Origin of the sequence: Cytobacillus sp. FSL R7-0680 (assembly GCF_038009245.1) — a bacterium.
In the GTDB taxonomy this organism is placed as follows: Bacteria; Bacillota; Bacilli; order Bacillales; family Cytobacillaceae; genus Cytobacillus; species Cytobacillus kochii.
On record NZ_JBBPAO010000001.1, the window covers coordinates 3851042 to 3877278 of the forward strand.

At 36.8% G+C, this 26237-nt stretch carries 25 protein-coding genes; 14 read left to right on the forward strand and 11 right to left on the reverse strand.

All coding sequences use genetic code 11. The annotated features are described in order from the left end of the window. Positions 1 to 11 precede the first annotated feature (11 nt). A complete protein-coding gene (locus MKY26_RS19310) occupies positions 12 to 695 on the forward strand; it encodes an HAD family hydrolase (RefSeq protein ID WP_307315569.1) in 684 nt (227 codons plus the stop codon). A 152-nt stretch (positions 696 to 847) separates the two neighbouring features. Continuing rightward, a complete protein-coding gene (locus MKY26_RS19315; protein ID WP_445293130.1) occupies positions 848 to 1408 on the forward strand; it encodes a GNAT family N-acetyltransferase in 561 nt (186 codons plus the stop codon). Positions 1409 to 1674: 266 nt separating this feature from the next. On the opposite strand, the gene ade is transcribed toward MKY26_RS19315, so the two are convergent. Continuing rightward, on the reverse strand, positions 1675 to 3444 hold the full coding sequence (gene ade / locus MKY26_RS19320; protein WP_328198983.1) for an adenine deaminase: 1770 nt from the start codon (positions 3442 to 3444) through the stop codon (positions 1675 to 1677). 258 nt (positions 3445 to 3702) lie between these two features. On the opposite strand from ade, the gene MKY26_RS19325 reads away from it, so the two are divergent. After that, positions 3703 to 4272 (forward strand): nucleotidyltransferase family protein, encoded by a 570-nt coding sequence (locus tag MKY26_RS19325; RefSeq protein WP_322910302.1) that lies wholly within the window; start codon positions 3703 to 3705, stop codon positions 4270 to 4272. Positions 4273 to 4307: 35 nt separating this feature from the next. On the opposite strand, the gene MKY26_RS19330 is transcribed toward MKY26_RS19325, so the two are convergent. From MKY26_RS19330 to MKY26_RS19345, 4 genes are all read right to left on the reverse strand, one after another. After that, positions 4308 to 5015 (reverse strand): ABC transporter permease, encoded by a 708-nt coding sequence (locus tag MKY26_RS19330; RefSeq protein WP_307315563.1) that lies wholly within the window; start codon positions 5013 to 5015, stop codon positions 4308 to 4310. Beyond that, positions 5012 to 5860: an ABC transporter ATP-binding protein gene (locus MKY26_RS19335; protein WP_341053849.1), complete on the reverse strand. Its 849-nt coding sequence runs from the start codon at positions 5858 to 5860 to the stop codon at positions 5012 to 5014. Before MKY26_RS19335 ends, MKY26_RS19330 begins: the two co-directional genes overlap by 4 nt. A 188-nt stretch (positions 5861 to 6048) precedes the next feature. Next, on the reverse strand, positions 6049 to 7143 hold the full coding sequence (locus MKY26_RS19340; RefSeq protein ID WP_341098373.1) for a LytTR family transcriptional regulator DNA-binding domain-containing protein: 1095 nt from the start codon (positions 7141 to 7143) through the stop codon (positions 6049 to 6051). Between the two features lie 242 nt (positions 7144 to 7385). Further along, positions 7386 to 8948, reverse strand: coding sequence for a Vga family ABC-F type ribosomal protection protein (locus MKY26_RS19345; RefSeq protein ID WP_341098376.1), 1563 nt, complete (start codon positions 8946 to 8948; stop codon positions 7386 to 7388). Positions 8949 to 9446: 498 nt separating this feature from the next. On the opposite strand from MKY26_RS19345, the gene MKY26_RS19350 reads away from it, so the two are divergent. Then, positions 9447 to 9905 (forward strand): chemotaxis protein CheX, encoded by a 459-nt coding sequence (locus MKY26_RS19350; RefSeq protein WP_095370897.1) that lies wholly within the window; start codon positions 9447 to 9449, stop codon positions 9903 to 9905. On the opposite strand, the gene MKY26_RS19355 is transcribed toward MKY26_RS19350, so the two are convergent. After that, entirely contained in the window at positions 9906 to 10256 is a 351-nt protein-coding gene (locus MKY26_RS19355) for a hypothetical protein (RefSeq protein WP_341098377.1), read from the reverse strand. Positions 10257 to 10421: 165 nt separating this feature from the next. After that, the gene (locus MKY26_RS19360; RefSeq protein ID WP_095370895.1) at positions 10422 to 11474 is read right to left on the reverse strand and encodes a lactonase family protein; all 1053 of its coding nucleotides are present in this window, start codon (positions 11472 to 11474) and stop codon (positions 10422 to 10424) included. A 245-nt stretch (positions 11475 to 11719) separates the two neighbouring features. Between MKY26_RS19360 and MKY26_RS19365 the strand changes: the two genes are divergently transcribed. The 6 genes from MKY26_RS19365 (at position 11720) to MKY26_RS19390 (ending at position 16894) form a co-directional block, all read left to right on the forward strand. Further along, a complete protein-coding gene (locus MKY26_RS19365; RefSeq protein WP_095370894.1) occupies positions 11720 to 12232 on the forward strand; it encodes a YbaK/EbsC family protein in 513 nt (170 codons plus the stop codon). 307 nt (positions 12233 to 12539) lie between these two features. After that, the gene (locus tag MKY26_RS19370) at positions 12540 to 13703 is read left to right on the forward strand and encodes a beta-ketoacyl-[acyl-carrier-protein] synthase family protein (protein WP_095370893.1); all 1164 of its coding nucleotides are present in this window, start codon (positions 12540 to 12542) and stop codon (positions 13701 to 13703) included. A 1-nt stretch (position 13704) separates the two neighbouring features. Further along, positions 13705 to 15429, forward strand: a complete 1725-nt coding sequence (locus MKY26_RS19375) for an ATP-binding protein (protein WP_095370892.1) — start codon at positions 13705 to 13707, stop codon at positions 15427 to 15429. Between the two features lie 128 nt (positions 15430 to 15557). Continuing rightward, positions 15558 to 16142: a TetR family transcriptional regulator gene (locus tag MKY26_RS19380; RefSeq protein WP_307315544.1), complete on the forward strand. Its 585-nt coding sequence runs from the start codon at positions 15558 to 15560 to the stop codon at positions 16140 to 16142. Positions 16143 to 16229: 87 nt separating this feature from the next. After that, positions 16230 to 16580 (forward strand): DMT family transporter, encoded by a 351-nt coding sequence (locus MKY26_RS19385; RefSeq protein ID WP_095370890.1) that lies wholly within the window; start codon positions 16230 to 16232, stop codon positions 16578 to 16580. Continuing rightward, complete coding sequence (locus MKY26_RS19390; protein WP_095373550.1) at positions 16580 to 16894, forward strand: DMT family transporter; 315 nt, start codon at positions 16580 to 16582, stop codon at positions 16892 to 16894. Before MKY26_RS19385 ends, MKY26_RS19390 begins: the two co-directional genes overlap by 1 nt. Before the next feature lie 299 nt (positions 16895 to 17193). Here MKY26_RS19390 and cydS read toward each other — a convergent pair whose 3' ends face one another. The 3 genes from cydS to MKY26_RS19400 are packed head-to-tail and all read right to left on the reverse strand — an operon-like array spanning position 17194 to position 19689. Further along, entirely contained in the window at positions 17194 to 17304 is a 111-nt protein-coding gene (gene cydS, locus MKY26_RS23405) for a cytochrome bd oxidase small subunit CydS (RefSeq protein WP_370873333.1), read from the reverse strand. A 17-nt stretch (positions 17305 to 17321) separates the two neighbouring features. Beyond that, a complete protein-coding gene (locus MKY26_RS19395) occupies positions 17322 to 18347 on the reverse strand; it encodes a cytochrome d ubiquinol oxidase subunit II (RefSeq protein WP_095370889.1) in 1026 nt (341 codons plus the stop codon). Then, positions 18337 to 19689 carry a cytochrome ubiquinol oxidase subunit I gene (locus tag MKY26_RS19400; RefSeq protein WP_095370888.1) on the reverse strand — a complete coding sequence of 451 codons (1353 nt, stop codon included), beginning with the start codon at positions 19687 to 19689 and terminating at the stop codon, positions 18337 to 18339. Before MKY26_RS19400 ends, MKY26_RS19395 begins: the two co-directional genes overlap by 11 nt. A 330-nt stretch (positions 19690 to 20019) precedes the next feature. Here MKY26_RS19400 and MKY26_RS19405 point away from each other — a divergent pair, with 330 nt between their 5' ends. From MKY26_RS19405 to MKY26_RS19415, 3 genes are all read left to right on the forward strand, one after another. After that, a complete protein-coding gene (locus tag MKY26_RS19405; RefSeq protein ID WP_095370887.1) occupies positions 20020 to 20898 on the forward strand; it encodes a YitT family protein in 879 nt (292 codons plus the stop codon). A 348-nt stretch (positions 20899 to 21246) separates the two neighbouring features. Next, complete coding sequence (gene fdhF, locus MKY26_RS19410) at positions 21247 to 24156, forward strand: formate dehydrogenase subunit alpha (protein WP_445293142.1); 2910 nt, start codon at positions 21247 to 21249, stop codon at positions 24154 to 24156. Beyond that, positions 24149 to 24742, forward strand: a complete 594-nt coding sequence (locus MKY26_RS19415) for a DUF1641 domain-containing protein (RefSeq protein ID WP_341098383.1) — start codon at positions 24149 to 24151, stop codon at positions 24740 to 24742. Before fdhF ends, MKY26_RS19415 begins: the two co-directional genes overlap by 8 nt. 184 nt (positions 24743 to 24926) lie before the next feature. On the opposite strand, the gene MKY26_RS19420 is transcribed toward MKY26_RS19415, so the two are convergent. Beyond that, entirely contained in the window at positions 24927 to 25241 is a 315-nt protein-coding gene (locus MKY26_RS19420) for a winged helix-turn-helix transcriptional regulator (protein ID WP_095370884.1), read from the reverse strand. 140 nt (positions 25242 to 25381) lie between these two features. On the opposite strand from MKY26_RS19420, the gene MKY26_RS19425 reads away from it, so the two are divergent. Beyond that, positions 25382 to 26236 carry a VOC family protein gene (locus MKY26_RS19425; RefSeq protein WP_341098384.1) on the forward strand — a complete coding sequence of 285 codons (855 nt, stop codon included), beginning with the start codon at positions 25382 to 25384 and terminating at the stop codon, positions 26234 to 26236. Position 26237: the final 1 nt, after the last annotated feature.

The following is a 26237-nucleotide window of genomic DNA, read 5'->3' on the forward strand; positions in this document are numbered from 1 at the left end:
GTAATCAAGTAATGGTAAGAGCAGTGATGTTTGATTTAGACGGAACCCTTCATAATCGAAAGGCAGCTATTTTGTCGTTTATTGAGAATCAGCAAGAGAGACTCTTTCCACATTTAGATAAGAAAATATATGCAGAAAGGTTCATTAATTTAGATCAAGGCGGCTATGTTTGGAAAGATAAAGTGTATCAACAGATGGTAGGAGAGTTTTCTTTAATAAACTTTTCTTGGCAAGAATTACTGCAGGATTATTTATCTCATTTTCCTTTACATGCCGAACTGTATCCTCAGGCAATTACATTGCTTAAAAGGTTGAAAAAGAAGGGCTTAAGGACGGCGATCATCTCGAACGGGTACAGTAAATTTCAGCGAGAAGTAATTAAGTCATTGCAGATAGAAGCATTGTTTGATGAAATTGTTATTTCAGAAGAGGTTGGTGTAAAGAAACCCCATCCTTATATCTTTGAACATACTCTTTCAAGACTTGGCGTATCTCCAGATGAGACAGTATATGTAGGTGACCATCTCAAAAATGATATAGTCGGTGCGGGTGGAGTGGGGATATATACAATATGGAAACAGCCTCGCCCTGCATTTACAACAAAAGGGGATGAGCATGTTTCTGATTTATCGGAAGTATTTGCAGCTATTATGAAAAAAGTAAATACTGAATTTTGTAAGGACCAAATCTTGTAGGATGGATGAGGTCTTTTTATTTTATTCATATTGGTATCGAATAACTTACATTTAGAGATCCTTACATGCGTTTTTCTTGTGAAGAGAAGGAGAATAGCGAAAAAAATTGAATGAGAGTAGTATCAAAATTTATCTTAAAAGAGGGGTACCTAGTGATATATCATCATAACGAAAATAAAATCGAAACGAACCAATTAATGCTTCGCTTGTTTAATGAGGCCGATGTACCAGAAGTTGTTAAACTATGTAACAATTATAATCTTTATAAAAGTACTTTAAATCTTCCCTATCCTTATTTAACTGAACATGCTCTTATTTGGATGGAAAATCATCTTAGTGATTTCAATCATAATAAGCGGTTTGAGTTGGCAATAACTGATAAAATCACTGGCAAGTTATACGGTGCAATTGCGCTCTCGCATCATCAAACGTTCAATCATGGAGAGCTTGCTTATTGGATTGGTGAGGAATATTGGGGGAATGGCTATGCTACAGAGGCTGCTAAAGCGTTAATTGAATTTGCCTTTAGCGCAAAAAATTACAATAAAGTGTTTGCACGCTCATTCGATTCGAACCCAGCTTCAATGAGGGTAATTGAAAAGACCGGTATGAAGAAAGAAGGCCTGTTGAAAAAATATGTAAGAAAAGATGGAAAATATATAGACCTCGTATGTTATGGCATTCTTAAACCAGAAGCTGATGTTTTGGGTTAAATAGGGACATGTATTAGTTACGAGTTCATATGAGAGTGAAGTTGAAACAGCTAGGGACATAGGTGGGGAAGTACCTTGCTGTTGCTTTATTTAAAACTAATGGAGGACTCTCTAAGAGAGGGTAAGCTGTTTACTGTAATATACAAAAAAATTGTCAGTTTGGCATAGATAGAAAAATTGGATAACACACAAGAAGGAGTTCTCAAGAGAGAAACATAATATAAAAAGTAACCCGAAACGAGTTCGGGTCATTCTCATTTATTAGGTTATTTCTCTACAGATACAGAGATATGGTTAAAGGTATTGACATCAAAGAGCCCAAGGTCTGTTAGTTTTAGTGATGGAATAACAGGTAGCGCAAGGAAGCTTAATGTTAAGAATGGATTAAATGTATGGTTAGCTCCGATTTTATCCAATGCCTGATTGATTTCCACTAGCCTCTTATTCACTTTCTCATATGGTTCATGTGACATGAGACCCGCGATTGGCAAGTTTAATTGAGCAAGCACCTTTCCTTTATCGACAACTACAAGTCCACCTTGCATGTCGCGGATTGCATTGGCAGCAACAGCCATATCTTTATCAGTTGTACCCGCAAGAATTAAATTATGAGAATCATGGGCTACCGTTGTTGCGATGGCGCCAGATTGTAGTCCGAGCCCTTTTAAGACACCGAGTCCAATGTTGCCAGTATGATGATGACGCTCCATGACAGCAATTTTCAAATGATCTTTCTCGATAGAAGCGATGAAACGATCGCGTTCGTCTTTCTGAACGGTTTCAATAACATGGTCGGTTACTATGCTGTTCGGAATCACTTCAATAATATGGGCTTTTTCTCCGACAATGTCTAAGTGAAACGATTGTTCATTAATGACAGGAAGATGGACGGTATTAGTGAGATGGGAAAATTCCTTTTGCTCTAATTCTTTAGGGAAATCAGTTAATTCTCCTTCACTAAAAACACATTGTCCATTTTTATAAACAGATTGAATCTCAATTTGCTCAAGATCGTCTAATAAAACGAAATCAGCTTTATATCCTGGAGCGATGGCACCTTGTTCCTTAAGCCCGAAGCACTCAGCTGTATTGAGAGACCCCATTTGAATCGCTGTAATCGGATCAATCCCCTTCTTAATCGCTTTCCGAATCATATAGTCGATACTACCTTCGCTAATAATATCATCAAGATGGCGGTCATCTGTAACAAATAGAAATCTACGTGCATTTTTCTCATTAACAATTGGTAGGATTCGACATAATTCTTTTGCTGCTGTACCTTCGCGAATCATGACGTACATTCCTTTTTGCAATCGTTCTTTTGCTTCTTTTGCAGTAGTTGCTTCATGATCGGTTCGGATACCAGCTGTCATATACACATCTAGTTGTTTTCCTTTTAGCCCCGCCGCATGGCCATCCACTTTTTTTCCTCTTTCATGCGCTTCGTGAATTTTACTCAATAAGTCGTGATCGCCTTTCATCACACCGGGATAATTCATGACTTCGGCTAAACCAATCACCCTCTCATATTCATAAAAAGGAGATAAGTCGTTTGCTGTTAATGTAGCACCGGCATTTTCAAAAGGTGTGGCTGGCACACAAGATGGTAGCATGAAATAAGCATCAAATGGAATATCATCAGATGCGTGAAGCATAAACTCAATACCTCTTTCACCAACGACATTAGCAATCTCATGAGGATCACAAATGACAGCAGTTATCCCATGCTGCAGGAGGATTTTTGAAAACTCGACAGGGGTTACCATGGAGGATTCAATATGTACATGTCCATCAATAAAAGAAGGAGCTAAAAAACGGTTATGAGCGTCAACTGTTTCTATTCCTTTATAGTCACCAATTCCAACAATATATCCATCTGTGATGGCTACGTCTCCAGAAATAATTTCACTTGAAAACACATCAACAATTTGCGCATTTTTGATGACAAGGTCTGCAGGTGATTTACCTGAAGCTACTTCAATTCGTTTCTTCATCTTTTCCATTAAAGGTCCTCCTCCAAAAGTGGTTCCGTCAATTTCGATTTTTTGAACTTTATTGTACCATTAAGTAGTTGGTTCATTTATGACATTGTTATTGTTTCTTCCAATCATAAGTAAGAAGGCTTAAACTGTTTAGGTCATTATACTAGTGTTCTTAAACTAAGGAAAATAAAAGAGAATTTTGACTTCTCCCTAAAAATTATAATCAAGTGTGAAACCAAATAATGTAAATGTACTCTTATATAAGATATGATGTTAGTTGCTTTTTAATCAATAAAGGTGGTAGATACTACGATGATTAATTATGAAAAACAGTTAAAGGAAATGTTAGAACAAAATGAGGAAATCATTCATTTATTAAGTTGTTTATCGGATTTGGACTTACCCTTTGATTATTATGTAGCTGCGGGATGTGTGGCAAATACCGTGTGGAATCAATTATCTGGCAACGCAATCGACTATGGTATATCAGATATTGACCTTGTCTACTATGACAAGGGAAACCAATTGAGCGAAAGGGAGTTTCAGCAAATATTAAGTAGTATGCTCAAGTCGTTTCCATATCAATTAGATATAAAGAATCAAGCGAATGTCCATTTCTGGTATGAAGAAAAATTTGGTTTTGCGATTCCTGCTTATACAAGCATCAATGAGGCAATCGCGAGCTGGCCAACAACAGCTACTGCGGTAGGGGTAAAAATGGAGAAAAATGACAAGATGACTATGTATGCGCCTTATCATTTAGATGATCTGTTTAACATGAGGATAGTACCGAATAAAGTAATCGTCACGAAGGAGATATATGAGTATAAGGCAAGGAAATGGAAAGCGAAATGGCCCAATCTTGTTGTATATGATTGGTGAGGTCGGAGAGAGGGAACCTATCCGACCTCGATACCTTAATCAAATCTACGTTTCTTATATATTACGATGGTGAGTATGAATGAAACGGCTACCCACAAGAATAAAATGAACAAATTCATGAGGATTTCAGCTGCCCCCTTACCGTCACTTAAACCAAACCAAATCTGATTTAATTGTTCATTAGGCAACAACTCAATTATATTGATCAAGGTTGCATTTTCAACCATTGGTTTAAACATGGAGCTCATGCCGAATATAATTAATACAGGCATACCGATAATACTTGTCTCCATTACTGTCCGTGAAAGCAGTCCAAGAATCGTTCCTGTTGCAAGGTAAAAGACTAAGCCTAGTAAAGTGCTAAGAGAAAATAGTGGAAGGGATGGGACTGTGTATCCTGAGAAAATAATTGATCCGATAATAACAAGTATGGTCATCAGTCCAGACAATGCGCTTTTTCCAATCAATATTTCTAGTGTACTGGCAGGTGATAATAACAAGCCCCTCAAAGTATTTTTCTCTTTTTCTTCTGCAACCATCGCAGCTTGAATAAAAGCACCTGCAATAATTAGTGCGAGATTAATTGGATAAGTAGAAAGGACGTCTGTTGCTGCATTCATGCGACCTAACATCGCTGCAAAAACTAATGGGATGGCTAAAGTAAAAAGAATATATGAATTTCTCTGCAAATCTTTCCAATCTTTAATAAATATAGCGTTGACACGTTTTAATGAAAAGATCATGATAATTTCCTCCCCGTTAATTTTACAAATACATCTCCAAGTGTCGGCTCATCTGAATGAATGGTTACGATTTCTCCGTCTTTTATATAGTTATATATTTCTTTTGCACCTGCTTCGTCTTTTTGCACAACCACTTTACGATTGTTTCGCAATAATAGGGAGATGGATGAAGAACTTTGTTGTGTTTTAATATTCTCTGGTGTATCAATTAAGCTGATTTCACCATTATGTAAGAATGCCACTCGATCACAAATTGTCTCGGCTTCTTGCATATCATGAGTAGTTAAAAATATTGTTGTTCCTTCTTCGTTTAGCTTTTTAAGCCCTTGGTGGATATGCATCGTGTTTACAGGATCCAAGGCGGAAGTCGGCTCATCTAAAAAGAGTAAATCCGGTTTATGAAGCATGGCTCTAGCTAATGTCACTCGTTGCTTCATTCCTTTGGACAGTTTTTGCACGATTTTCTTACTTTCTCCTATTAAATTTACCGTTGTGAGCACTTCATTGATTCTTTTTTTATCTACTTCATATAAATCACAATATAATGCGAGATTATCGTATATACTAAGCCTTTCGTATAAGCCACTATTATCAGTTAATATACCAATTCTCTTCATATAAATGGGATCTTTTAGTTTCGCAATTGGTTCACCAAACACTTTCACTTCTCCGGCAGTTGCATGAAGTTGAGCGGTTAGGATTTTGATTGTTGTTGTTTTACCTGAACCACTCGGTCCTAAGAAACCAATTGTTTCCCCTTTTCTTACTTGAAAACTTACTTTCTTTAAAGCTAGTTGGTTTTGAAAAGACTTTTCAAGGTCTCTTACTTCAATGACATTTTCCATTTAATTGGCCCCTTTTCACGTTTTGCATTTCTTGTCTTCAATATTAACTGTGAAATGGGATGAATACAGTAATATCAAGGTGAAAAGCGTCTATATTTAGATGAATGGAAGCAATTAAGCGGTGAATGGAGCAAGGAAAGTAGGTGAAAATAGGGTGTCATTCGTTGTTAAAGTCAAGATGAAACAACTTATATGCCCATAATCTCTTTCAACTCATTTAATTTTCCTTTTGATAATGGGATTGAACTCTTTTTCGTATCATCGAGAATAAGGCTATAACTATTTCTTGTCCAAGTAATGACTTCTCTCACCTTCTGCAAATTAACAATATATGAACGATGACAGCGAAAGAATCCAAATGGATGCAGTCTCTCAAATAATGTATTTAGCGTAAGAGCACAAGGGAAACTTTCACCATTTACATGTAAATGGGAAATGCCATCATTACTCTCAACATATACAATTTCAGTCGGATCAAAAAGGATGATTTTGTCCTCCACTTTTGCAGGGATTTTTTCAAGACGCAATGGATTGTTCATGTTCTGAATCTTTTCTGAAGAAGCTGGACCGATTTCTTCGCTAGGCAACATATCTTGTTGCGGCTGTGCTTCTTCATCTTCGATATCCTGGTGACTACTCTCTTCATCCATGATCTCGATTTTTTTTAGACCGTGCTCATTTAAACGATACACTGTATCCGTCATTGATAGTGCACTTTCGTAATTATTAGTAATGATAAGGGCGACTCTTCCTTGTTGTTTATGGTCTTCTAATACTTTCTGTAGTGTAATTTTACTTTCGATATCGATGTTTTGGTCGGGTTCTTCTAATATAAGCAAATCTGGTTGATGGAGGATTGCCCTTCCTAAGTGTAGCCTTTTCTTTTCAGAAAACGTAAGTCTGCTAATCTTTGTATTTACTTTGTCTATTAAATTTATTTTTTGTATTAAAGCTTCTATTTCTATATTGACTTCATGCAGGTTCTTATAAAAAGTTAAAAATTCTCTGGGAGTTAACCGGTCGTAGAGAGCGTCGTCTAGTAGAGATAGCCCAATTCTATTAGATAGACTTTTAAAATGCTTATTTAACTCTGTATCTTCAAATAATACATTTCCATTTGAAATACTGTTCTTTCCAATCATCATCATGATGAGATGTTTGCCAACTTCGTTATTGCATTGGAGTGCAACAATTTCATTTCTATATAAAGTTAAATCGAATTTAGGGAAGATAATTGTATTTCCGATTGTTTTTTCAAGTTGATTCATCTGCAATAGCTTCATGTCGACACCTCAGGGTAGATTAATATGGTTTACATTGACTATAAGATTTTCGTTTAAACAAAGGATAAATGATTGAAGAGGAAGAGGACGAATGTCGTAATTCTATGTAGTTAAATATACCTTAATTGGATTTTACAGGATTTTAAAGCTGATTAAAAGTGGAAATAATTAAAATGTTGAGGCTTTATATGAAGAAAAAAGAGGGACCCGAATGTCATACAAGTAGGGTCCCTTTGTAGAACTTATTGCCATTTCTTTTTCTGTTGTAGTAGTTTCTGGAATTCCTTTTCCAGCTCCTCTGTTGGCTCGATACTCAATCGTGAAAGGACTTCTGTTATTTTTGTTTCGATGAGTAAACGTTCTTCCTCATGATCATTCCTCTTCACCTCGGGCTCATAGGATTCGTAAGCTTCGTGATTGCCTCTGAATACTTCAATCTGTTTATTTTTAATAATCAATAACCTGTTTGCTACCTTATTAGTAAGACGGCGATCATGAGAGACGAAGAGAATAGTTCCCTTATATTGCATTAATAGTTCTTCTAATGCTTCTACAGCTTCAATATCGAGAAAATTTGTCGGCTCATCTAGCACTAATGTATTCACTTCACTCACAAGTATTTTGGCTAATGCGACTTTCACTCGTTCTCCGCCGCTAAGAAGTGAGACTTTTTTATATACATCTTCTCGAAAAAAGCGTAGTCTGGCTAGTATTGTACGAATAATCGTTTCTTCCTGAATAGAGGTTTCTTTAACATTTTCAATAATCGTTTTATCCTTGTGTAGAATATCTAAATTTTGACTAAAATAGCCAATTTTTAAAGATGGAGAGACAGTCAATTCTTGCCTCTGTAAAATTTTTTTAATCAAGGTTGTCTTTCCAGAGCCATTGGGACCAATAATCGCCCATTTTTCTCCTCCGCGAATTTGAAAGGAGGCGGGTTCAAAAAGCAGGTGATCAGCTATTTTTCCTTTAAGGTTTTCCGCTCTAATAATAATTCGGTTCTTCGTATTTTTTTCATTAGGTAAGGTCATTTGTAAGGACGGGAGGTCCTTAATTTTTGCAACCTTTTCAAGCTTTTCCAATCTTGTTTCAATTGATTTAGCCGTTTGTTGCAGCTTTTTTTGTTTTTTAGCAAAGTAAGGCTTTGATCCTGTGATCCGTGCTTCAGAAGAACTTAGATTTTTTGGCTTTTTAGTTGCTCTCTCTGCCTTCTTAGCCTTCAAGGTGAGGGCATTTTCTAATTGTGCTTTTTTCTGTTCATACTGTTCGTAAGCTTGCTGCTTCTCTGCTAATGCTAATTCTTTCTGCTGTTTATATTGCGAGTAATTACCAGAATATATCTTTACTTTCTCCTCATCAATTTCCCAAATTTTTGTACACACACGGTCAAGAAAAGTTCTGTCATGCGAGACAAGAATGAGGGCACCTTGCCAATGCTTAAGAATCTTTTCTAACCATTCAATATGGGAGGTGTCCAGATGGGTCGTTGGTTCATCTGCAAGTAATATTTCCGGGTTTTTAGCTAGTGCTTCTTTAATATATTGTTGCGTTGTTTCTCCACCACTTTTGTATTGATCATCATGTTTTAATTGTGGTAATAACTCCATTGTGCCATTGCGGATGATTTGTCCCTCTTCGGCAGTTATTTTTCCTACAAGTGTATCTAAAATTGTCGTCTTTCCTGTCCCGTTCCGGCCAACTAAACCAATACGATCGTTTTGTTGTACAGTTATTCTTTCTGCAGTAGCTAATAGTCGGTCACCTATAGTAATTTTCAAATCAGTGGCTTCTAATAATAGCATATTAATCATCTCCTCTCGTTTTGGGAGACAAATTCTCGAAAAAAATGCCTCCTATTTCTTCAGAATAGGAGGCATAAAGGTACACTAAAAAAGTTGGGAGAATTCCAACGGGTAACCTTATGAAGTGCAATCCTATTCTGAAAACATTGTTTGAAAGCATAGCAAAATAAAGCGTTCCTTTACTCATTACCTTCAATTGTTTGTTTTCGATAAATAGGATTCTTACTTCATTGACTTAGAGTCACCCTTTCGCATTTAATAATATTATCATACTTAAATGGATAGAAATTGTCAAAGTTATGTGTTTTAATGTTTGTTGAAAAGGGAATAAGAGAAGTTAGCGCTCTATAAAACCATTCGTGTCTGAATTTTAAAATAGTTATTTTTGCTCATTTATTTTCAGTTTTATCATGTATTTTTTTAATGAAAAATATAGCAAAAGAACCAGGTATAATATACTATGATACTATCAACTATTTTGATGTGGGGTGACCGGCAATGGAAAAGGTCTTACAGGATAAAGAAAAAATGAACCTTTTATTAAAAGGTGTCCAAACTTCAATTGGACAGCTAATTCCCATGAATCATGAATTAGTGGGTAGGACTGAGCTAGAAGGTTCATTCCTTGTTCGATATGGGGTATTCATCGGTTTCTCAGGGGACATAGCTGGTAAATTGTTCATTGGTGGTGATCGTTCACTTTTTTCATTGCTGGGGAAATCTATGTTCGGGATGGACTTAGAAGGTGAAATGTTAACATCTTTTAGTGGGGAACTAGGGAATATGATTGCTGGTGGTTCAGTATCAGCCATCGAAGGGAAGGGAATGGAAGTAGATATTACCTCCCCGACAATATTGGATGGTCATAGTTTTATATCAGGGTATACAAAAGGGTATATTCTTACTTATAATTTGCCAGATAATATAGAACTTCTTGTCCATGTTTTGATTGACTAACTATTGTTGATACGATAAGTATTCATATTCATCCAATGGAATAGCTTTAATGACTTCCTGCTCGTCATTTCTATAAACCTCGAATTGTTGATATTTTTCAACAATGACATCATCTTTGTAAACTGTGTCCACTAGTTGAAGCTCTAAAGTAGGAGCTAAACCTTCAAGGTCAGTTTCATCAACGGTTTGACTTACTTCTTCGCTGTCATTATTCTCATTAATTACTGGAAAATAGGGATATTTACTTTCTCTTTCGTTCTCATGGTGGAGGATTGAATTAGGGGATTCAGCTAATGAAACAAAGCAAATAATGATGGCTACTCCAACTAGATAAACAACTTTATTCATCATTTCTCCTCCTTAAATAGTCTCCTATTTTAGTTTATGCATGTCCTATTAGTGATAGAACGTTAATAAAGTCATCGCCTATCAATAGAGGGGATACAAAAAAGGGCTATTCATTAGCAGAACACCCCTTTTTTATTATTAGTTATGAAATTAAATTTATTTTTGTACTTATAGTTGTTGAGGTAAAAACTTCACACAAACTGGTTCAGGTACAGGAACATTTTGTTGCAATAGTTGAAGTAACCCTGATTCAGCCTCTCGTTTAAATAAAGTTAAATTATTTGACCGTTCATTGGCTGCGATTAAGTATTCTTCAGTTGGATCTAATACAAAGTCACGTGGCCAATCTCCATATGTCGATGTATGAGCAACAAAGGTTATATGCAATCGATCTTCGGCGACTGCAAATATCGCAATTGAATTATGACCTCTATTGCCAGCGTATAAAAATTTGCCGTCTTGAGAAAGATGGATGGCGCTACCTTGATTGTTTTCTAAAAAATCCTCAGGTATCGTCTTATAATAAGAAATTTCCTTCAATTCTCCTTTCTCAGTGTCATATTGAAGTGCAATAATTTCTGAGCTTAGTTCAGTCATGCAGTAGGCCCATTTCCCATTGGGGTGAAAGGTGATATGTCTTGGTCCAGAGCCTGGCTGTGTTGCCAAAGTAAAATGTTTGGTGAGTTTATCCCCATCCCTACGAAATAGAATGATTTCATCTGCCCCTAAATCGACAGCAACAACATACTTCTCATCCGGTGTGAGTCCAGCGAAATGGGTATGTGGTTTTTCTTGGCGCTCATGTGGTCCCGAACCATGAATCTCTTTTGAAGTTAGCAGGTTTTTAATCTCGCCATTTTGTAGTAGTGAATAATAGTCAACCGTTCCTTTATGGTAATTCGCACTTAATAAGTATTGACTCTTTGGATCTAGACTTACATGACAAGGCGAGGCACCTGGAGAAAGGTGTTTGTTTAATAAAGTGAGCCCACTATGTCTGCTGTCTAACTCATAAGCGGCGACACCGCCTAAATCTCCTTCTTTCATCACAGCGTATAGATGTGATTGATTCGAGCTGATCGTTAAATAAGTTGGGTTTTCAAGTTTAGCAGCAAGTTCTATATTTTTAATTTGATCATCCTCTAAATGAAATGAGTAAATTCCTTGGCTATCCTTTTTTGTATAGGTACCAACATAGCCTGTGTAAGTAGTTGATGTCATAATTATTCCTCCAACATTTTATGTATAGCTTTACTGTATCATATTTAAAGAGGAGAATGAAAAATAGAAAGAATCGGGATAAATTTATGGTAAGCGGAGAGGAGAAGGATGGTTACAAATTTTATTTAAAGTAATTTGATTTAAAGATTTGTATGTTTTTTGAATTTTTAACAAATACATTTGCTTTTACTTATTAAAGAATGATATCCTTTTACATTATATTGACAGGAGGCCGCGAAAGAATTATGTCACTTGAAAGTGTTAAAGCTCACTTGGGGAAATATGGTCGAGATAAAGATATATTGGAGTTTGATACGACAAGTGCAACTGTTGATCAAGCTGCCGAAGCAATTGGTGTTATTCCAGCTAAAATTGCCAAAACACTCTCTTTTCGAGGTGAGGGAGAAAAAGCACTACTAGTTGTTGCTGCAGGTGATGCCAGAATAGATAATAAAAAATTTCGTCATACATTTGGAATGAAAGCGAGAATGCTCTCTGCTGAAGAAGTGCTTGATCATACAGGGCATGTGGTTGGTGGTGTCTGTCCATTTGGTTTATCAAAAGAAATGAATATCTTTCTTGATACTTCCCTACAGCGTTTTGAAATGGTATATCCAGCATGTGGTAGCAAAAACTCAGCAATTGAACTAACTTGTGAGGAATTATATCAATATGCAGGGGCAAAACAATGGGTGGATGTAACTAAAGATTGGAATGGCGAGGCTAGGGAACAAACTGCGGCTACAACGGAAAATTGATTGTATTTGATGTAATGAAAGAAGGAGAGGTACTTGCCTAACAAAGGTTGGTACCTTTTTATGTGGAGAAGAATTTGAAATACGTGGTGCTTCCTCACTTGGGAATCTTAATAACACACACTATTATTAAGAGGAAATAGCTTAATTCTTTTTTTATTAGAGAAAAAGACCTGAATCTGCGTGGTGTTCTTATGTTACTATAGTACTATTCATGTTGTGTGAAAGGGTTTAGTCATGAATGAAACGTATCTTATTTTCTAGATTAATAGTAAGATAAAGGTGTATATATGCAAAAGGGGTTGCATTTATGGGAGTTGTCGTCACTGGAATGGGATTGATTGGCCCTAACATTACATCAATCAAAGATTTTTCAAATATATTAAAAGATAAAAAGACAACATTAAATAGAGAAGAATTTAACGGTGAGCACATTTTTACTGGAAGAGTAAATGAGAATGATATTAGCCACTCTTATTTAAAGGCGAGTAAATTACCGAAGTCAGCGCAAATGCTCCTTCATGCAACAGATCGGGCAATAGAAATGGCACAGATTCAACCGAGAGATTATGCAACTGCTATCATTGTTGGCTCTTCTGGTGGTGTAATAACGGAGGTTTTTAACCATTCAACTAAGTTAAACAAAGGAAAAAGGATGAGTCCCTATGCCATAGGGAATATGAATGGGCATACTTTGGCGAATTGTTTAAGTACTTCATTGCAAATTGAAGGACCAGCCTTTTCTTTAGCAAATAGTTGTACTTCAAGTTTAGACGCCATTCATATGGCTAAAATTCTTCTGCAAGCAAACGAGGTAGATGTGTGTATTGTCGGTGGGGTAGACTCTACCATTAATGATTTGGTATTGGCGGGATTTCTGCCACTGAGAATCTTGCAAACGGGAGAGACATTCATGGGTCCCTTTTCAACAGGTGAGGGTTTTGCTATGTCTGAAGGTGCAGGCGTATTAGTATTGGAATCAGAGCAAGGAGCGGTTAAACGAAAAAAAGAGATAATAGGGTATTTAGCGGAATCTAGCATGTTCCAATCCGCTTATTCATCTTACATTGCTGATCCAGGAGGTCGGGCAATGGTTAAGGCTGTTGAAAGAACAATTAAGAAAGGGATGCCGACTTATATTAATAGTCAGGCTTTAGGTTCCGAAGCAAACGATGATATTGAGGCAATGGTTTATGGAGAGTTTTTTCTAGATAAGGGTGTGCCCATTACTTCTATTAAAGGGAATGTTGGTCACGCGATGGGAGCATCGGGCATGTTTCAAGTAATGGCCGGTTTAATTAGTATACAGGAACAGTTCATTCCGCCAACCATCAGAGTAGATGTCGGTAAGTATGAGCAGCTTCTGGTTGTTGACGAAGTGATTCATAGCCCAGTGGAACAAGTACTTGTTACTTCACAAGGCTATGGTGGGAACAATAATGCTGCCCTTTTCTCTAAGGAAAGGATGACATAAGATGGAGTTTGTTTTATTATTAACTGTTTCTTTCATCCCCTTGTTTATCTCTGTATCCATATTATTCTATTCTAAAACCTCCTTAACAAAAGCTTTGTCCATTTTCCTCTTAATGTTGTCATTTTGGCAAATGGATATTGCCTTTCTTTATGCTGACCAGATGCTTTCTTTACAAGCGATTGATTTGTTGTTCCGCATTTTACGTATGGGTCCGATTTTTATAATGCCAACGATGTATTATTTCTCATACTATTTAGTAAAAGAAAATCCTTTTTTACATCGCTTTGGGATATTGTTTAATAAACCGGGAATGTGGTTATTTACGATCATTAGTATCATAACGTATTTGATAAACTTTACTTCACTTGGAGTCGAGTCTTACAGATTTGTTGAAGCGGTAAACGTTTCACCTTCTCATTGGATTCCTATCTATGGTCCATTGAATTTTACGTTTATCATTAATGTTTTACTTGTTTTTATTAATTGGTTTTTCTTGTTTATCGTCACCTTACAGTTAAAAGGTGTTTATTATCGAAGCTTTTACTTACAATTAGTAATAGCAGCAATGATTATTTTTATTAATGGTGTTATAAGTGGTTTTTCTTTTGCGCCGCTTTATTTTTCTAGTTTTAACTCTATCATTGCAGCCTTAATCTTATTTCTAGGTTTTTTTCAAATGCAATCGCAAAGAATTCGCAATATCAATATTGAGTTAATTAAACAGAGTGAACTATTAGAAGAAATTATGGATATTAATCCTAATTATCTGCTTGTTACAGGTAGTGATCAGCGAATTGTGAAGGTGAATCGCTCCTTTTGTCAATTATTTGATGAGAAAGAACGTACTTTACTAGGTAAAAAAACATCTACACTTATTCACTTTTTGCCAATGGTTGCATACGGGTTTGAACAACCTTACCGCTATACAGATTATAAAGGAAAAAATTATTATATTCAGTGGGGCATGAAGCAACTATATCAAAATTCCGGTCAATCGTTCACCATCTATTTTGGTAATGATGTAACAGAGCAGAAAAAGAATGAGCAATTGCTTCTTTCATCAGAGAAGATGAAAGTAATTGGTGAAATGGCTGCGAGTGTAGCGCATGAAATAAGAAATCCATTAACGACGATTCGTGGTTTCATACAATTGTTAAGAGAAAGAAACCCTGACTCGGCTTACGAGAGAATTCTTATTGAAGAAATTGATCGGATTAATCAAGTATTAAAAGAATTATTAATTCTCGGGAAGCCTGAGGCTAAATCTGATGAACTGCCTTCTGTTGAGCCATTTGATGCAGTTGATGAAGTGAATAATATTAACCTCCTCTTCAATGCTATGGCGACAGAACAAGGGAAGAAGATTCAACTTACTAACAAATTAAAGCAAAAACATTATATAAATATGGATAAGTCCCATTTCAAGCAAGTTATGATTAATATTATTAAAAACAGTTTGGAAGCCATTCATGAAGGTGGGAAGGTTAAAATTGTTTTAGATGAGCATGAAGAGTATATCCGTATCCGCGTCATGGATAATGGAGAGGGAATTTCTAAAGAAAGATTAGCTAGGATTGGCGAACCGTATTTCACAAGTAAAGAAAAAGGAAATGGCATTGGCTTAACGATTTGTTTTAAATTAATGAACGAAAATAAAGGGAAAATGTTTGTGAAAAGTAAAGAAAGATATGGAACAGTTGTAACAATGCTATATAAAGCACATTAAAAACTCCGAGGGCAATTGGAGGTGGTTAAATATCCTTTGTCTTCGGGTAGAAGTTGTGTTGACATTGACATTTTCTTAAATCCATTTTAAAATGAATGATATTCAGTCATGTTTAAGGAGTTTGATAAATGGACAAAAAAGAGCGTATTGTGCATGCCGCAATTGAAGTTTTTCAAGAAAAGGGCATTGAAAAAACCAAAATTGCCGATATCGTGAAACTAGCAGGTATTGCTCAAGGGACTTATTATTTGTATTTCCCATCGAAACTTTCTGTTATGCCGGCTATTGCAGAAGTGATGGTAGAAAAATTAATTGCCAGAGTACATCATGAAGTAAATAGTGAAGCGATATTTGTTGATCGATTAAAGCAACTGGTCGACAGTATCTTTTTATATACGAGTGAGTATCGAGAAGTGCTTGCCTTAGTATATGCTGGTCTTGCTTCTAGCGAACATATTCGTCAATGGGAAACTGTTTACCAACCATTTTACGAATGGATTAGTCATTTTTTGCAGGCGGCTAAAGAAGAAGGAGTCGTACGTTCCAACCTTAATATAGAAAGTACAGCAAAGATTTTGATTGGATTAGTGGAATCGACAGCGGAGCAAATTTACTTGTATGATCACACAGATGAAGACAAAGCAAAGCAACAAAAAGAAGAAGTGCTAACCTTTCTAAAATACGGTTTAGGTTATCAATCTTCTGCTATTTAGCTTATGATTTTTGTAGGTTAAATAAATCTCACCAGTGGTGGGTTTTTAATAAAAATGACTGAAATTCAGTCATTTGGAGGGAAAAAGATGAATCGATCTTGGTTTTATGTTATATTAACGTGTTTATTTGAACTTGTTTGGGTTTTTGGCTTTAATACAGCGTATCTTTGGTGGCATTGGCTACTTGTAGTTGCAGTGATTTTATTAGATTTTCACTGTTTATCCAAAGCATGTGAGAATCTACCAACTGGCACCGTTTATGCTATCTTCGCCGGAGTAGGTACTGTAGGGACGTCTTTAATGGATGTCTTTCTCTTCAATGGAGAAATGGGGTTAGCGAAAGTAGTATTTATTATATTCATTTTAGTCGGTGTTATCGGTTTGAAGCTAGCTGATAATCAAATAGAAGAACATAGTAGGGAGGATCAAGTAGCATGATGGGCTGGATTCTTGTGATTTTAGCAGCAATAAGTGAAATTACTGGTGTTATTGGGTTAAAAAAATATAGTGAACAAAAAAACATTCAGAATGGTGTCATTTATATGGGTGGTTTTGGGATATCCTTTGCGCTCCTGTATGCCTCCTTTCAATATTTACAAGTGAGTATTGCTTATACGGTATGGATTGGTATTGGTACAGCAGGGGCTGTTTTACTTAGTATGTTCCTTTTCGGAGAGCCAAAAAGTAAAAAACGTATCATCAGCGTGTTGTTTATCATTGTCGGCGTAATTGGTTTGAAGGCGACTTCATAATATCCTTTGCACGGAGGAGGAAGCACCATTCTGAAGTGAAAAAATGAATAATTTGGGTGCGCAAATAAAAATGCGCACCAAAGTTAATAAAAGGGAGTGATTGCCTTTTTCTGTGCTGGGAAAACTCTGTAATCAACGTTTCCCCCTTTTTACATTGTGATATTCATTTCGTACTTACTCCATTTTTTCTCTATTATACTAAACAACATTATTCCTCTTTTATTTATTCAATGTATAGTGCAGGCAGAGTGAAAGAATTAGACTAAAATATTTGCTTTCGTTGTACCTTTATAAACCCGTTATTTTTTACGGTTAACCGCTGATCGATCATATAAAGCAACTCGAAAGCCGATGATAATGGATAGTAAGATGACAATAAACGGCGCATAAAAAATAATAAATGTACTCATCTAAAATGTCTCCCTTCTTATACATGACTATCATTTCGCCCTTGTACATACTCCTTATTAAATAAGAAAAGCCGCAATAAAAGATAGAGCGATGGTAGGAGCAAACCTAAACCGGCTATAAAGGCTATAATCAAAGCGATGGCCATTGCTTCATTTGTGAAACTATCAAATATTGATAAATGGGGATACAGTAAATACGGATAATGTGAAATGCCATAAGCAAAGAAGGCAAGGTAATATTGTCCGCATAACAAAGTGAATGCGAGCCCATAGTTCATCCTCTTATATATAAGGATAAACGTCCCGATGAAAAATAGTACAGACAATGCAAACATCCACCATAAATCAACAAGTCGTTCAAAATGCTCTGGGTTGTGGAACTTTAATTCAACGATAATCCCAATTGCTGTAATGAGTGAAGGGATAGCCCATATTAGTGCATATTTCCTTAATAAAATAGTTGCCTCTTCGTCCTTGGCATAATGGGCATACCATGTTAAGAAAACAGCTGAGATATAAAGAACTGCAGTTATACTCAGTACAACAATACTCCATGTGAGTGGGCTTGTGAAAAGGGAGACTATATCAAGCACAGGTCCATTTTGTTCGATTGAAATAAATCCGCCTTCTGAGATTGTAAAAACAATTGAAAGGGAAGCTGGGATAAATAAGCCAGATAATCCATAAACATATGTATACCTCTTGGGCATACGATTTCCGTATGTTGAAAAAGCATAATAAGATCCACGAATGGCTAATAAAATAATGGCTAAGCTAATCGGCACTAACAGAGTGGTCCCATAATAATAAGCGGATTGTGGAAAAAACCCAACGATACCGACAAAGAAAAAGACGAGAAATACATTGGTGACTTCCCAGACTGGGGATAAGTAACGTTGAATGATTTTATTTAAAATATGTTGATTGCCTCTATATAAGCTGTAGGCATTAAAAAATCCTGCGCCAAAATCAATAGATGCAACGATAACGTAACCAAACAAAAACAGCCAAAGTACAAAAATACCAATTATCTCAAGACTCAAAAGTGTCACCGCCTTTTTCTATTTTTCGATCAGCTAATTCTTGTTCAACCGTGTTTCTATTGAACATACTAGTGAGTACGTAAATACTCCCTGCACCGAGCAAGAGGTATAAACAGGCAAATAGAACAAGCATCCAGCCTACATATTCATTACTAGTTGCCGCTTCAGCTGTCCGCATCAACCCATGTAGAATCCAAGGCTGTCTACCTACTTCGGTGAACCACCACCCTACCTCAATGGCGATCATTGAAAGTGGACCGGAAAGCACCATAATCCATAAAAACCATTTTGAATGAATAAATGACCACTTTCTAATAAGCCCAATAATATAAAGTAAAGCAATTAAAATAAGGAGCATACCTAAAGTCACCATAATATCGAATAAATAATGAATATATAAAGGTGGCGTAACATCTTCATCAAACTGGTCCAAACCGATGACTTCGGCAAATGGATTGCTGTGGGCAAGTATACTTAAAGCGTAAGGTATCCGAATGGCATATTTAATCTCTTCATCATCTAATACACCATAGAGAATAAGAGGCGCATTTTCTTCTGTTTCAAAATGCCACTCGGCAGCCGCAAGCTTCTCTGGTTGATATTCGGCTAAATATTTTCCAGCGAAGTCACCTAACAGGGCGGTGGAGATGGAGAAGACGAGTGCAAGTTTTAAAGTTAGATAAAGCGCTTTTTTATGATAGAGATGTGTTGAACCTCTAAGCATGCGATAAGCAGCAATACTAGCAAGTATAAACGCTGAAGTCATATAGGCCGTGCTTAAAACATGTGCTACCTTTGTCGGCATAGCTGGACTAAACATAGCAAGCAATGGAGAAATATTAACAATCTGTCCATCGACAATATCAAATCCTTGGGGTGAATTCATGAAAGCATTGACCACAGTAATAAAAACAGCCGAAAATGAAGCACCTAAAGCAACAGGGATTAACAATAGTAAATGTTTTTTTTGATTTTCAAATCGATCCCATGTATATAAGTAAATTCCAAGAAAAATTGCCTCAAAGAAGAAAGCAAATACTTCCATAAATAATGGCAGAGCAATAATATGTCCTACTAGTTCCATAAAGTGTGGCCAAAGAAGAGAAAGCTGCAAGCCGATTGCCGTTCCTGTCACAACTCCAACAGCTACGGTAATGACGAATCCTCTTGCCCAACGACGAGCAAGTAATATGTAATGGTCATCTTGCTTTTTAATTCCGATCCATTGGGCAATCATAATCATTAGTGGGATTCCTACACCAATGGTTGCATAAATGATATGGAAAGTTAATGTTAACTCTGTCAAAGCACGGCTATATAAAACGCCTTGTTCGCTAGCCAATAGAATCCCTTCTTTCTTTATTATCTTTTATAATTAGTGGAACAAGCGTCCGAGGATGGATAAGCCGAGAATAAAAGCGATTGAAAAGGCTAAGAGAATGAGCTTTTTCTCCTGTTTTTTATACATTTTGTCTCCTCCTTTATTTCAAACTAAGTTTGCCCATAATATGGGATATTATTAAGAATCAGACAGAAACTTGTTACAAAGGATGAGAATAATTGAGTTATAATAGAATTAACTGTTTTTTAGGGGTAAATTTTCGTTAGAAAGGGATGATAAGGAATTTATTCTAGCCATGTATCAATTTGAAAAAGTAAAGAGGAGATTATTATGGAAACAAAAAGTAAAAAGAAAAGTAAACAAAGTATACTAAGAATGGTGATTAGATGTCTGATTGTTATTATAGGTGGTTTTATCGCTGCTTATGGACTAGAGGCAGTCTTGATTCCTAATAATGTATCAGATGGAGGCGTTACGGGCATCAGCATTGTAGGTTCGCAACTATTTGATGTCCCATTAGGTGTTTTAATCGCAATTCTTAATATACCTTTTGTTTGGTTAGGTTATAAACAAATTGGTAAAACATTTGCCATCTATTCAATTATTGGTATTGCTTCATTAGCTGCAGGTACAAGCCTCATGCATCACATACCAGTCATTATTCAAGGTGATACACTCCTTGTCACAGTTGTAGGTGGAATTATTCTTGGTTTTGGTATGGGGTTAGCATTACGTAATGGTGGGGCACTTGATGGAATCGACATGCTTGCTGTGCTACTTTCACGAAAGCTCCCATTCGGAACAAGTGATTTAATTCTATTCTTAAATTTATTTGTCTTTATAATTGTTTCTACTGTGTTCGGCCTCCAGGGGGCGTTCTTATCTGCGATTGCTTATTTTATTGCAAGTAAAGTGATACATATCGTTGAGGAAGGGTTAAGTGGATCGAAAACATTTAAAATCATTACAACTGAACCAGTGGCTATGGTTGAAACCATTCGCGACCGTCTTGGGCGTAGTGCTACGTATAAAGAAGCTTATGGCGGTTATTCGCATGAAAAGTTCATCGAAATCACTTGTGTCATTAACCGTTTAGAAGAAAGCAAAATGAAAGAAATCATTTCTGAAATTGATGACGGCGCATTTGTCACCGTTTATGATGTAGCAGAAGTGAAAGGTGGAAGCTTTAGGAAAACGAATATTCACTAATTCAGTTTGTTACTCATCCTTTCCCAAACTTGACTGTTTGGGGGGATGAGTTTTTTCGTTTTAGAAATAAAAAAAATAGATTTTTAGTGAATAACAATCCTACTTAAATGAGAATTATTAAATTTTCATATGTAGAGTATTGCGATTCATATCGTATTTAATTATTGGTTAAGAGAAGGACATTTGATTATAACCATTAAAATTAACGGAAAATTATAAAAATATAATGCTGTTTATGCAGGGAATGAATGGGTAAAGGGGAAATAGTAGATAGGTAAATAAAGGGATTAAGGGGGGCTCATAGTGACAGAGAAGTTTGAGGTCACAATTAATGGAGAAACAACAAGTATGAGTAATCAAAAGTCGGTTATGCAGCTATTAAATACAATGAATATTGAGGTACCATCACTTTGTTATCATCCTAGTTTAGGAGCTATTGAAACTTGTGACACTTGTATTGTGAAAGTAAATGGGGAATATGTCCGTTCGTGCTCAACGACCATACAGCCAAATGATAAGGTTGAAACAGTAGGTGAAGATATCCATGAAGCACAGATGATCGCTATGGATCGCATATTAGGTAATCATGAATTATATTGTACAGTTTGTGATTTTAATAACGGCAATTGCGAAATACATAATACCGTCAAGGAAATGAAGATTTCCCATCAAGAGACTGATCATACATCAAAAGATGCAGAAGTACAAAGAAATGAGTTTTATCGATATGATCCTGATCAATGTATCCTTTGTGGTAGATGTGTCGAGGCATGTCAGAACTTACAAGTTAATGAAACGTTAACAATTGATTGGGATTTAAAGCGACCACGAGTAATTTGGGACAAGGATTCTCCGATTGAAGAATCGTCATGTGTAAACTGTGGTCATTGTTCAACTGTTTGCCCTTGTAATGCCATGATGGAAGTTGGGATGGAAGGAGAAGCCGGATTCTTAACCGGTGTTAAACAACAATCTCTTCGTCCGATGATTGAACTAACGAAGAATATTGAAACAGGTTATGAGTCTCTTTTAACCATTTCGGATATAGAAGCAACTATGCGAGAAGAAAGAATTAATAAGACGAAAACAGTTTGTACATATTGTGGCGTAGGCTGTTCGTTTGATGTGTGGACAAAAGGAAGGCAAATATTAAAAGTAGAACCGCAGGAGGAAGCACCAGCAAATGGTGTATCAACTTGTGTGAAAGGTAAATTCGGCTGGGATTTTGTTAATAGTGAAGAGCGCTTGACCAAGCCATTGATAAGAGATGAAGAAGGTTTCAAAGAAGTGGAGTGGGAGGAAGCGCTTACTTTTATTAGTTCAAAAATGACTGAGATAAAAACGAATCATGGACCTGATTCATTAGCTTTTGTTGCATCTTCTAAATGTACAAATGAGGAGTCCTATTTAATGCAAAAATTAGCGAGAGCTGTCATCGGGACAAATAATGTTGATAATTGTTCCCGTTATTGCCAATCTCCAGCAACAAAGGGACTATGGAGAACAGTAGGTTACGGAGGCGATTCTGGCAGCATTAGTGATATTGCCCAAGCAGAGTTAATCATTTCTATCGGCTCCAATACAGCAGAATCCCACCCTGTTTTGGCGACAAGAGTAAAACGAGCGCAGAAACTAAACGGTCAAAAAGTGATTGTGGCAGATTTACGGAAGCATGAATTAGCTGAACGAGCAGACCTTTTCGTTCAACCTGCACCGGGCAGCGATCTTGTTTGGCTTTCAGCAGTGACAAAATATATTGTCGATCAAGGCTGGCATGATGAAGCGTTCTTAGCTGCGCATGTCAATGATGTAGAAGTTTTCTTCGAAAGTTTAACGCCCTATACATTATCATACGCTTCTGAAGTGACGCACTTATCAGAAGAAGAGCTGATCTCAATCGCTGAAAGAATTCATGAAGCAAAAACAACATCTATCCTTTGGGCGATGGGTGTGACACAGCATGGTGGAGGCAGTGACACAAGTACAGCTATCTCTAATTTGCTTCTTGTAACAGGAAACTATATGAAACCAGGTGCAGGTGCTTATCCACTTAGAGGTCATAATAATGTGCAAGGAACAAGTGATTTTGGCAGTATGCCAGATCGTTTCCCTGGTTATCAATATGTAACCGATGAAAGTGTCAGACAACGTTTTGAGGAGCAGTGGGGTGTGGACCTCCCTAGTGAGCCTGGTTTAAATAATCAAGAAATGGTAGAAGCCATTCATGAAGGGAAATTAAAGGCTTTATATATAAAGGGCGAAGATATGGGGATTGTTGATACGAATATCAATCATGTACAAGCAGCTTTTGAAAAACTAGAACTGTTTATTGTGCAAGATATCTTTTTCTCGAAAACATGCCAATATGCGGATGTAGTATTACCAGCCAGCCCTAGTTTGGAGAAAGAAGGAACGTTTACCAATACTGAAAGAAGAATTCAACGTTTATATAGAGTAATGGAACCGCTGGGTGATTCTAAGCCTGATTGGGAAATTATTATGGCTATTGCTAATCAACTAGGTGGAGATTGGAACTATCAACATCCAAGTGAGATTATGGATGAAGCCGCATCTCTTACCCCGTTAATGGCTGGAGTCAATTATGATCGGTTAGAAGGCTATAAAAGTCTACAATGGCCAGTAGCAGCAGATGGCAAGGATACTCCACTCTTATTCACAGATGGATTTTCACTACCGGGTGGAAAAGCTATTCTCCATCCAGTGAAATGGACACAACCGCTTACTTTCAATGAAGAATATGATATCCATGTCAACAATGGTCGACTGCTAGAGCATTTTCATGAAGGGAATATGACTTACAAATCTAAAGCGATTTCCGGTAAAACACCTAATGTCTTTCTGGAGGTTTCAGGCGAATTGGCAGCGGAAAGAGGGATTAGAGATGGTACGAAAGTTAAGTTAACATCTCCCTATGGCAGTGTAAGGGTAAGCTGCCTCGTCACTGATCGAGTAAAAGGTAAGCAGGTCTATTTACCAATGAATACATCTGGAGAGGGCGCTATTAACTATTTAACTAGTTCGCATACAGATAAGGATACAGATACGCCTGCATATAAAGAGATTTCAGCAAAGCTTGAGGTAATAGAAGAAGATGGAGAGTCTCCATTACCACGGAAGAATCATCGCTTCGGTACACCTCAACCGCAAGTAGGTGTGAATGTGGAAGGGAAATGGCAGAGGAGCGACTATATTTTCCCTGGAGATCTTGTAAGAGAGAGGAGGAGGAGACATGGCTAAAGCAACAACAGTAATACGAAAAATCGAAGTGTCGCCTGAAGAGCAGAGAAATAGGGAATTAAAGGAACTGGAAGATAGTATTGTGAATAACCGCCGAGCAATTATTGATTCTATACACTTAATACAAAGAATCCACGAAAAAGGCATCCTTCATATCGTAGAAAGTATGCTGGGACAAAGTGACAAAATTCTTGATCGTGTCCTGTTATCAATGGAGCATCCTGAAGTTACAGGATCAATTAAAAATTCGTTCCTTCTCCTTGAAGTCTTAGGAAAAATGGATTTAAAGGAATGGGAACCGATGATTGATAAAATAAATACTGCACTTACCCGCATGGTAGAGGTTCAACAATCAGATAAGGAAAAAAAGGAAGTGACCATGCTATCTATGCTAAGGGATTCAGAGGTAAGGGAAGGAATGAGTATTCTACTTACTTTTGTGAAAGGACTTGGGTCAAGTAAGGGTAAGGAAAAGGAAGAGATAGTAAAACAAAATTTGGGCACCAGAAAGTTTAATAAGAATTGGCTCTTTTTTATAGGTGGAGCAGCAGTTATGTCTATCCCGTTATTTTTAAAGAGAAAATAAGAATGAATTTCCGGCCAATGTGCCGGAAATTTTTTTGGGGGAGGGGAGAAAAGAGGGACGGTGCCTCTGATAAGAATAAAATGCGCATATAAGCGGCTATGGAAGTAGCGAGAAGTGTGGGCAAAAGACCTCACTCATAAAAAAAGGTCCCCATAGTACGTATATGGGGATTTATTGTCGTTCTTTATTCGGCTTGCAACCATTCTTGAGACCACTTCTCTATTTCGCGTAAAACGGGCTCTAGGGCCATTCCTTTGTCTGTAAGCGAATACTCTATTCTTACGGGCGTTTCCGGATACACCTCGCGTTTAACAATACCTTGTTGTTCAAGGTCCTTTAATCTTTCGGACAAGACTCTACCGCTAATGCTCATTGAAGATTCTAATGTACAAAAGCGTTTAGGTCCTGCTAATAGTTGATAGATTACTAGACCAGTCCAACGTTGGCTCATGATACTCATGGCTTTTTCGAATCGAGGACATATCAGTGCTTGATTCAAAATGGTCACCCCTATTCGATGATTTCCTTATATCTTAACAATACATGATTATTGTACTTGACACAAGTAGTTAACAAAAATATAATTACTTACATAAAGTAACTAACATAACTAAAAGACAATTAAAGGGGTTAATGCAAATGAATACGTTTCATGCAGAGCCAAATATCTACGCACAGAAAATAGATCTTAAAGTAACAAATTTACAAACATCACTAAGATTCTATCAAGATATATTAGGTTTCCAAGTATTGTATCAAAGCAAGCATGAAGTGTCATTATCAGCTGATGGGAATCAAACTTTAGTGCAATTACATGCGCCAGAAGGTTTGCAGAAAAAAGAGCTGAGAAGAACAGGGCTATATCATTTTGCCATCCTGCTTCCAACAAGAAATGACTTAGCTAAGATCATTCGCCACTTTATTAAAGTGAATTATCCTTTACAAGGAGCGTCTGATCATGATGTGAGTGAAGCCCTTTATTTAGCAGACCCAGACGGAAATGGGATTGAAATGTATGCTGATCGCCCAAAAACGTCTTGGGATTGGAAGGGCGAAGAAGTTGTCATGGGCACCAATGCCTTAGATGTTCAAAGTATTATGAGTGAATGGGACGGTAATGAGTGGAATGGTATGCCGAATGAAACAATTATGGGACATATTCATTTACATGTAAATAATATAGAAGAAGCAAAAACTTTTTATTGTGAGGGTCTAGGCTTTGAAGTAGTTACTCATTATGGTAATCAAGCATTGTTTATTTCTACTGGGAAGTACCATCATCATATTGGCTTAAATATTTGGAACGGAACCATGGCTGTAGCGCCTTCAGCTAATAGTGTTGGGATGGCTTTCTATACGCTCGTTTTCCCGAAAAATAAGCTTGAACAGGCTGTTGAAAGACTTCAAGCGATGAATATAGAGGTCGAAAGGCAAGCGGACAGTTATATGGTGAGTGACCCCGCTGGAAACAATATTAAGTTAGTCGTTGAATAGA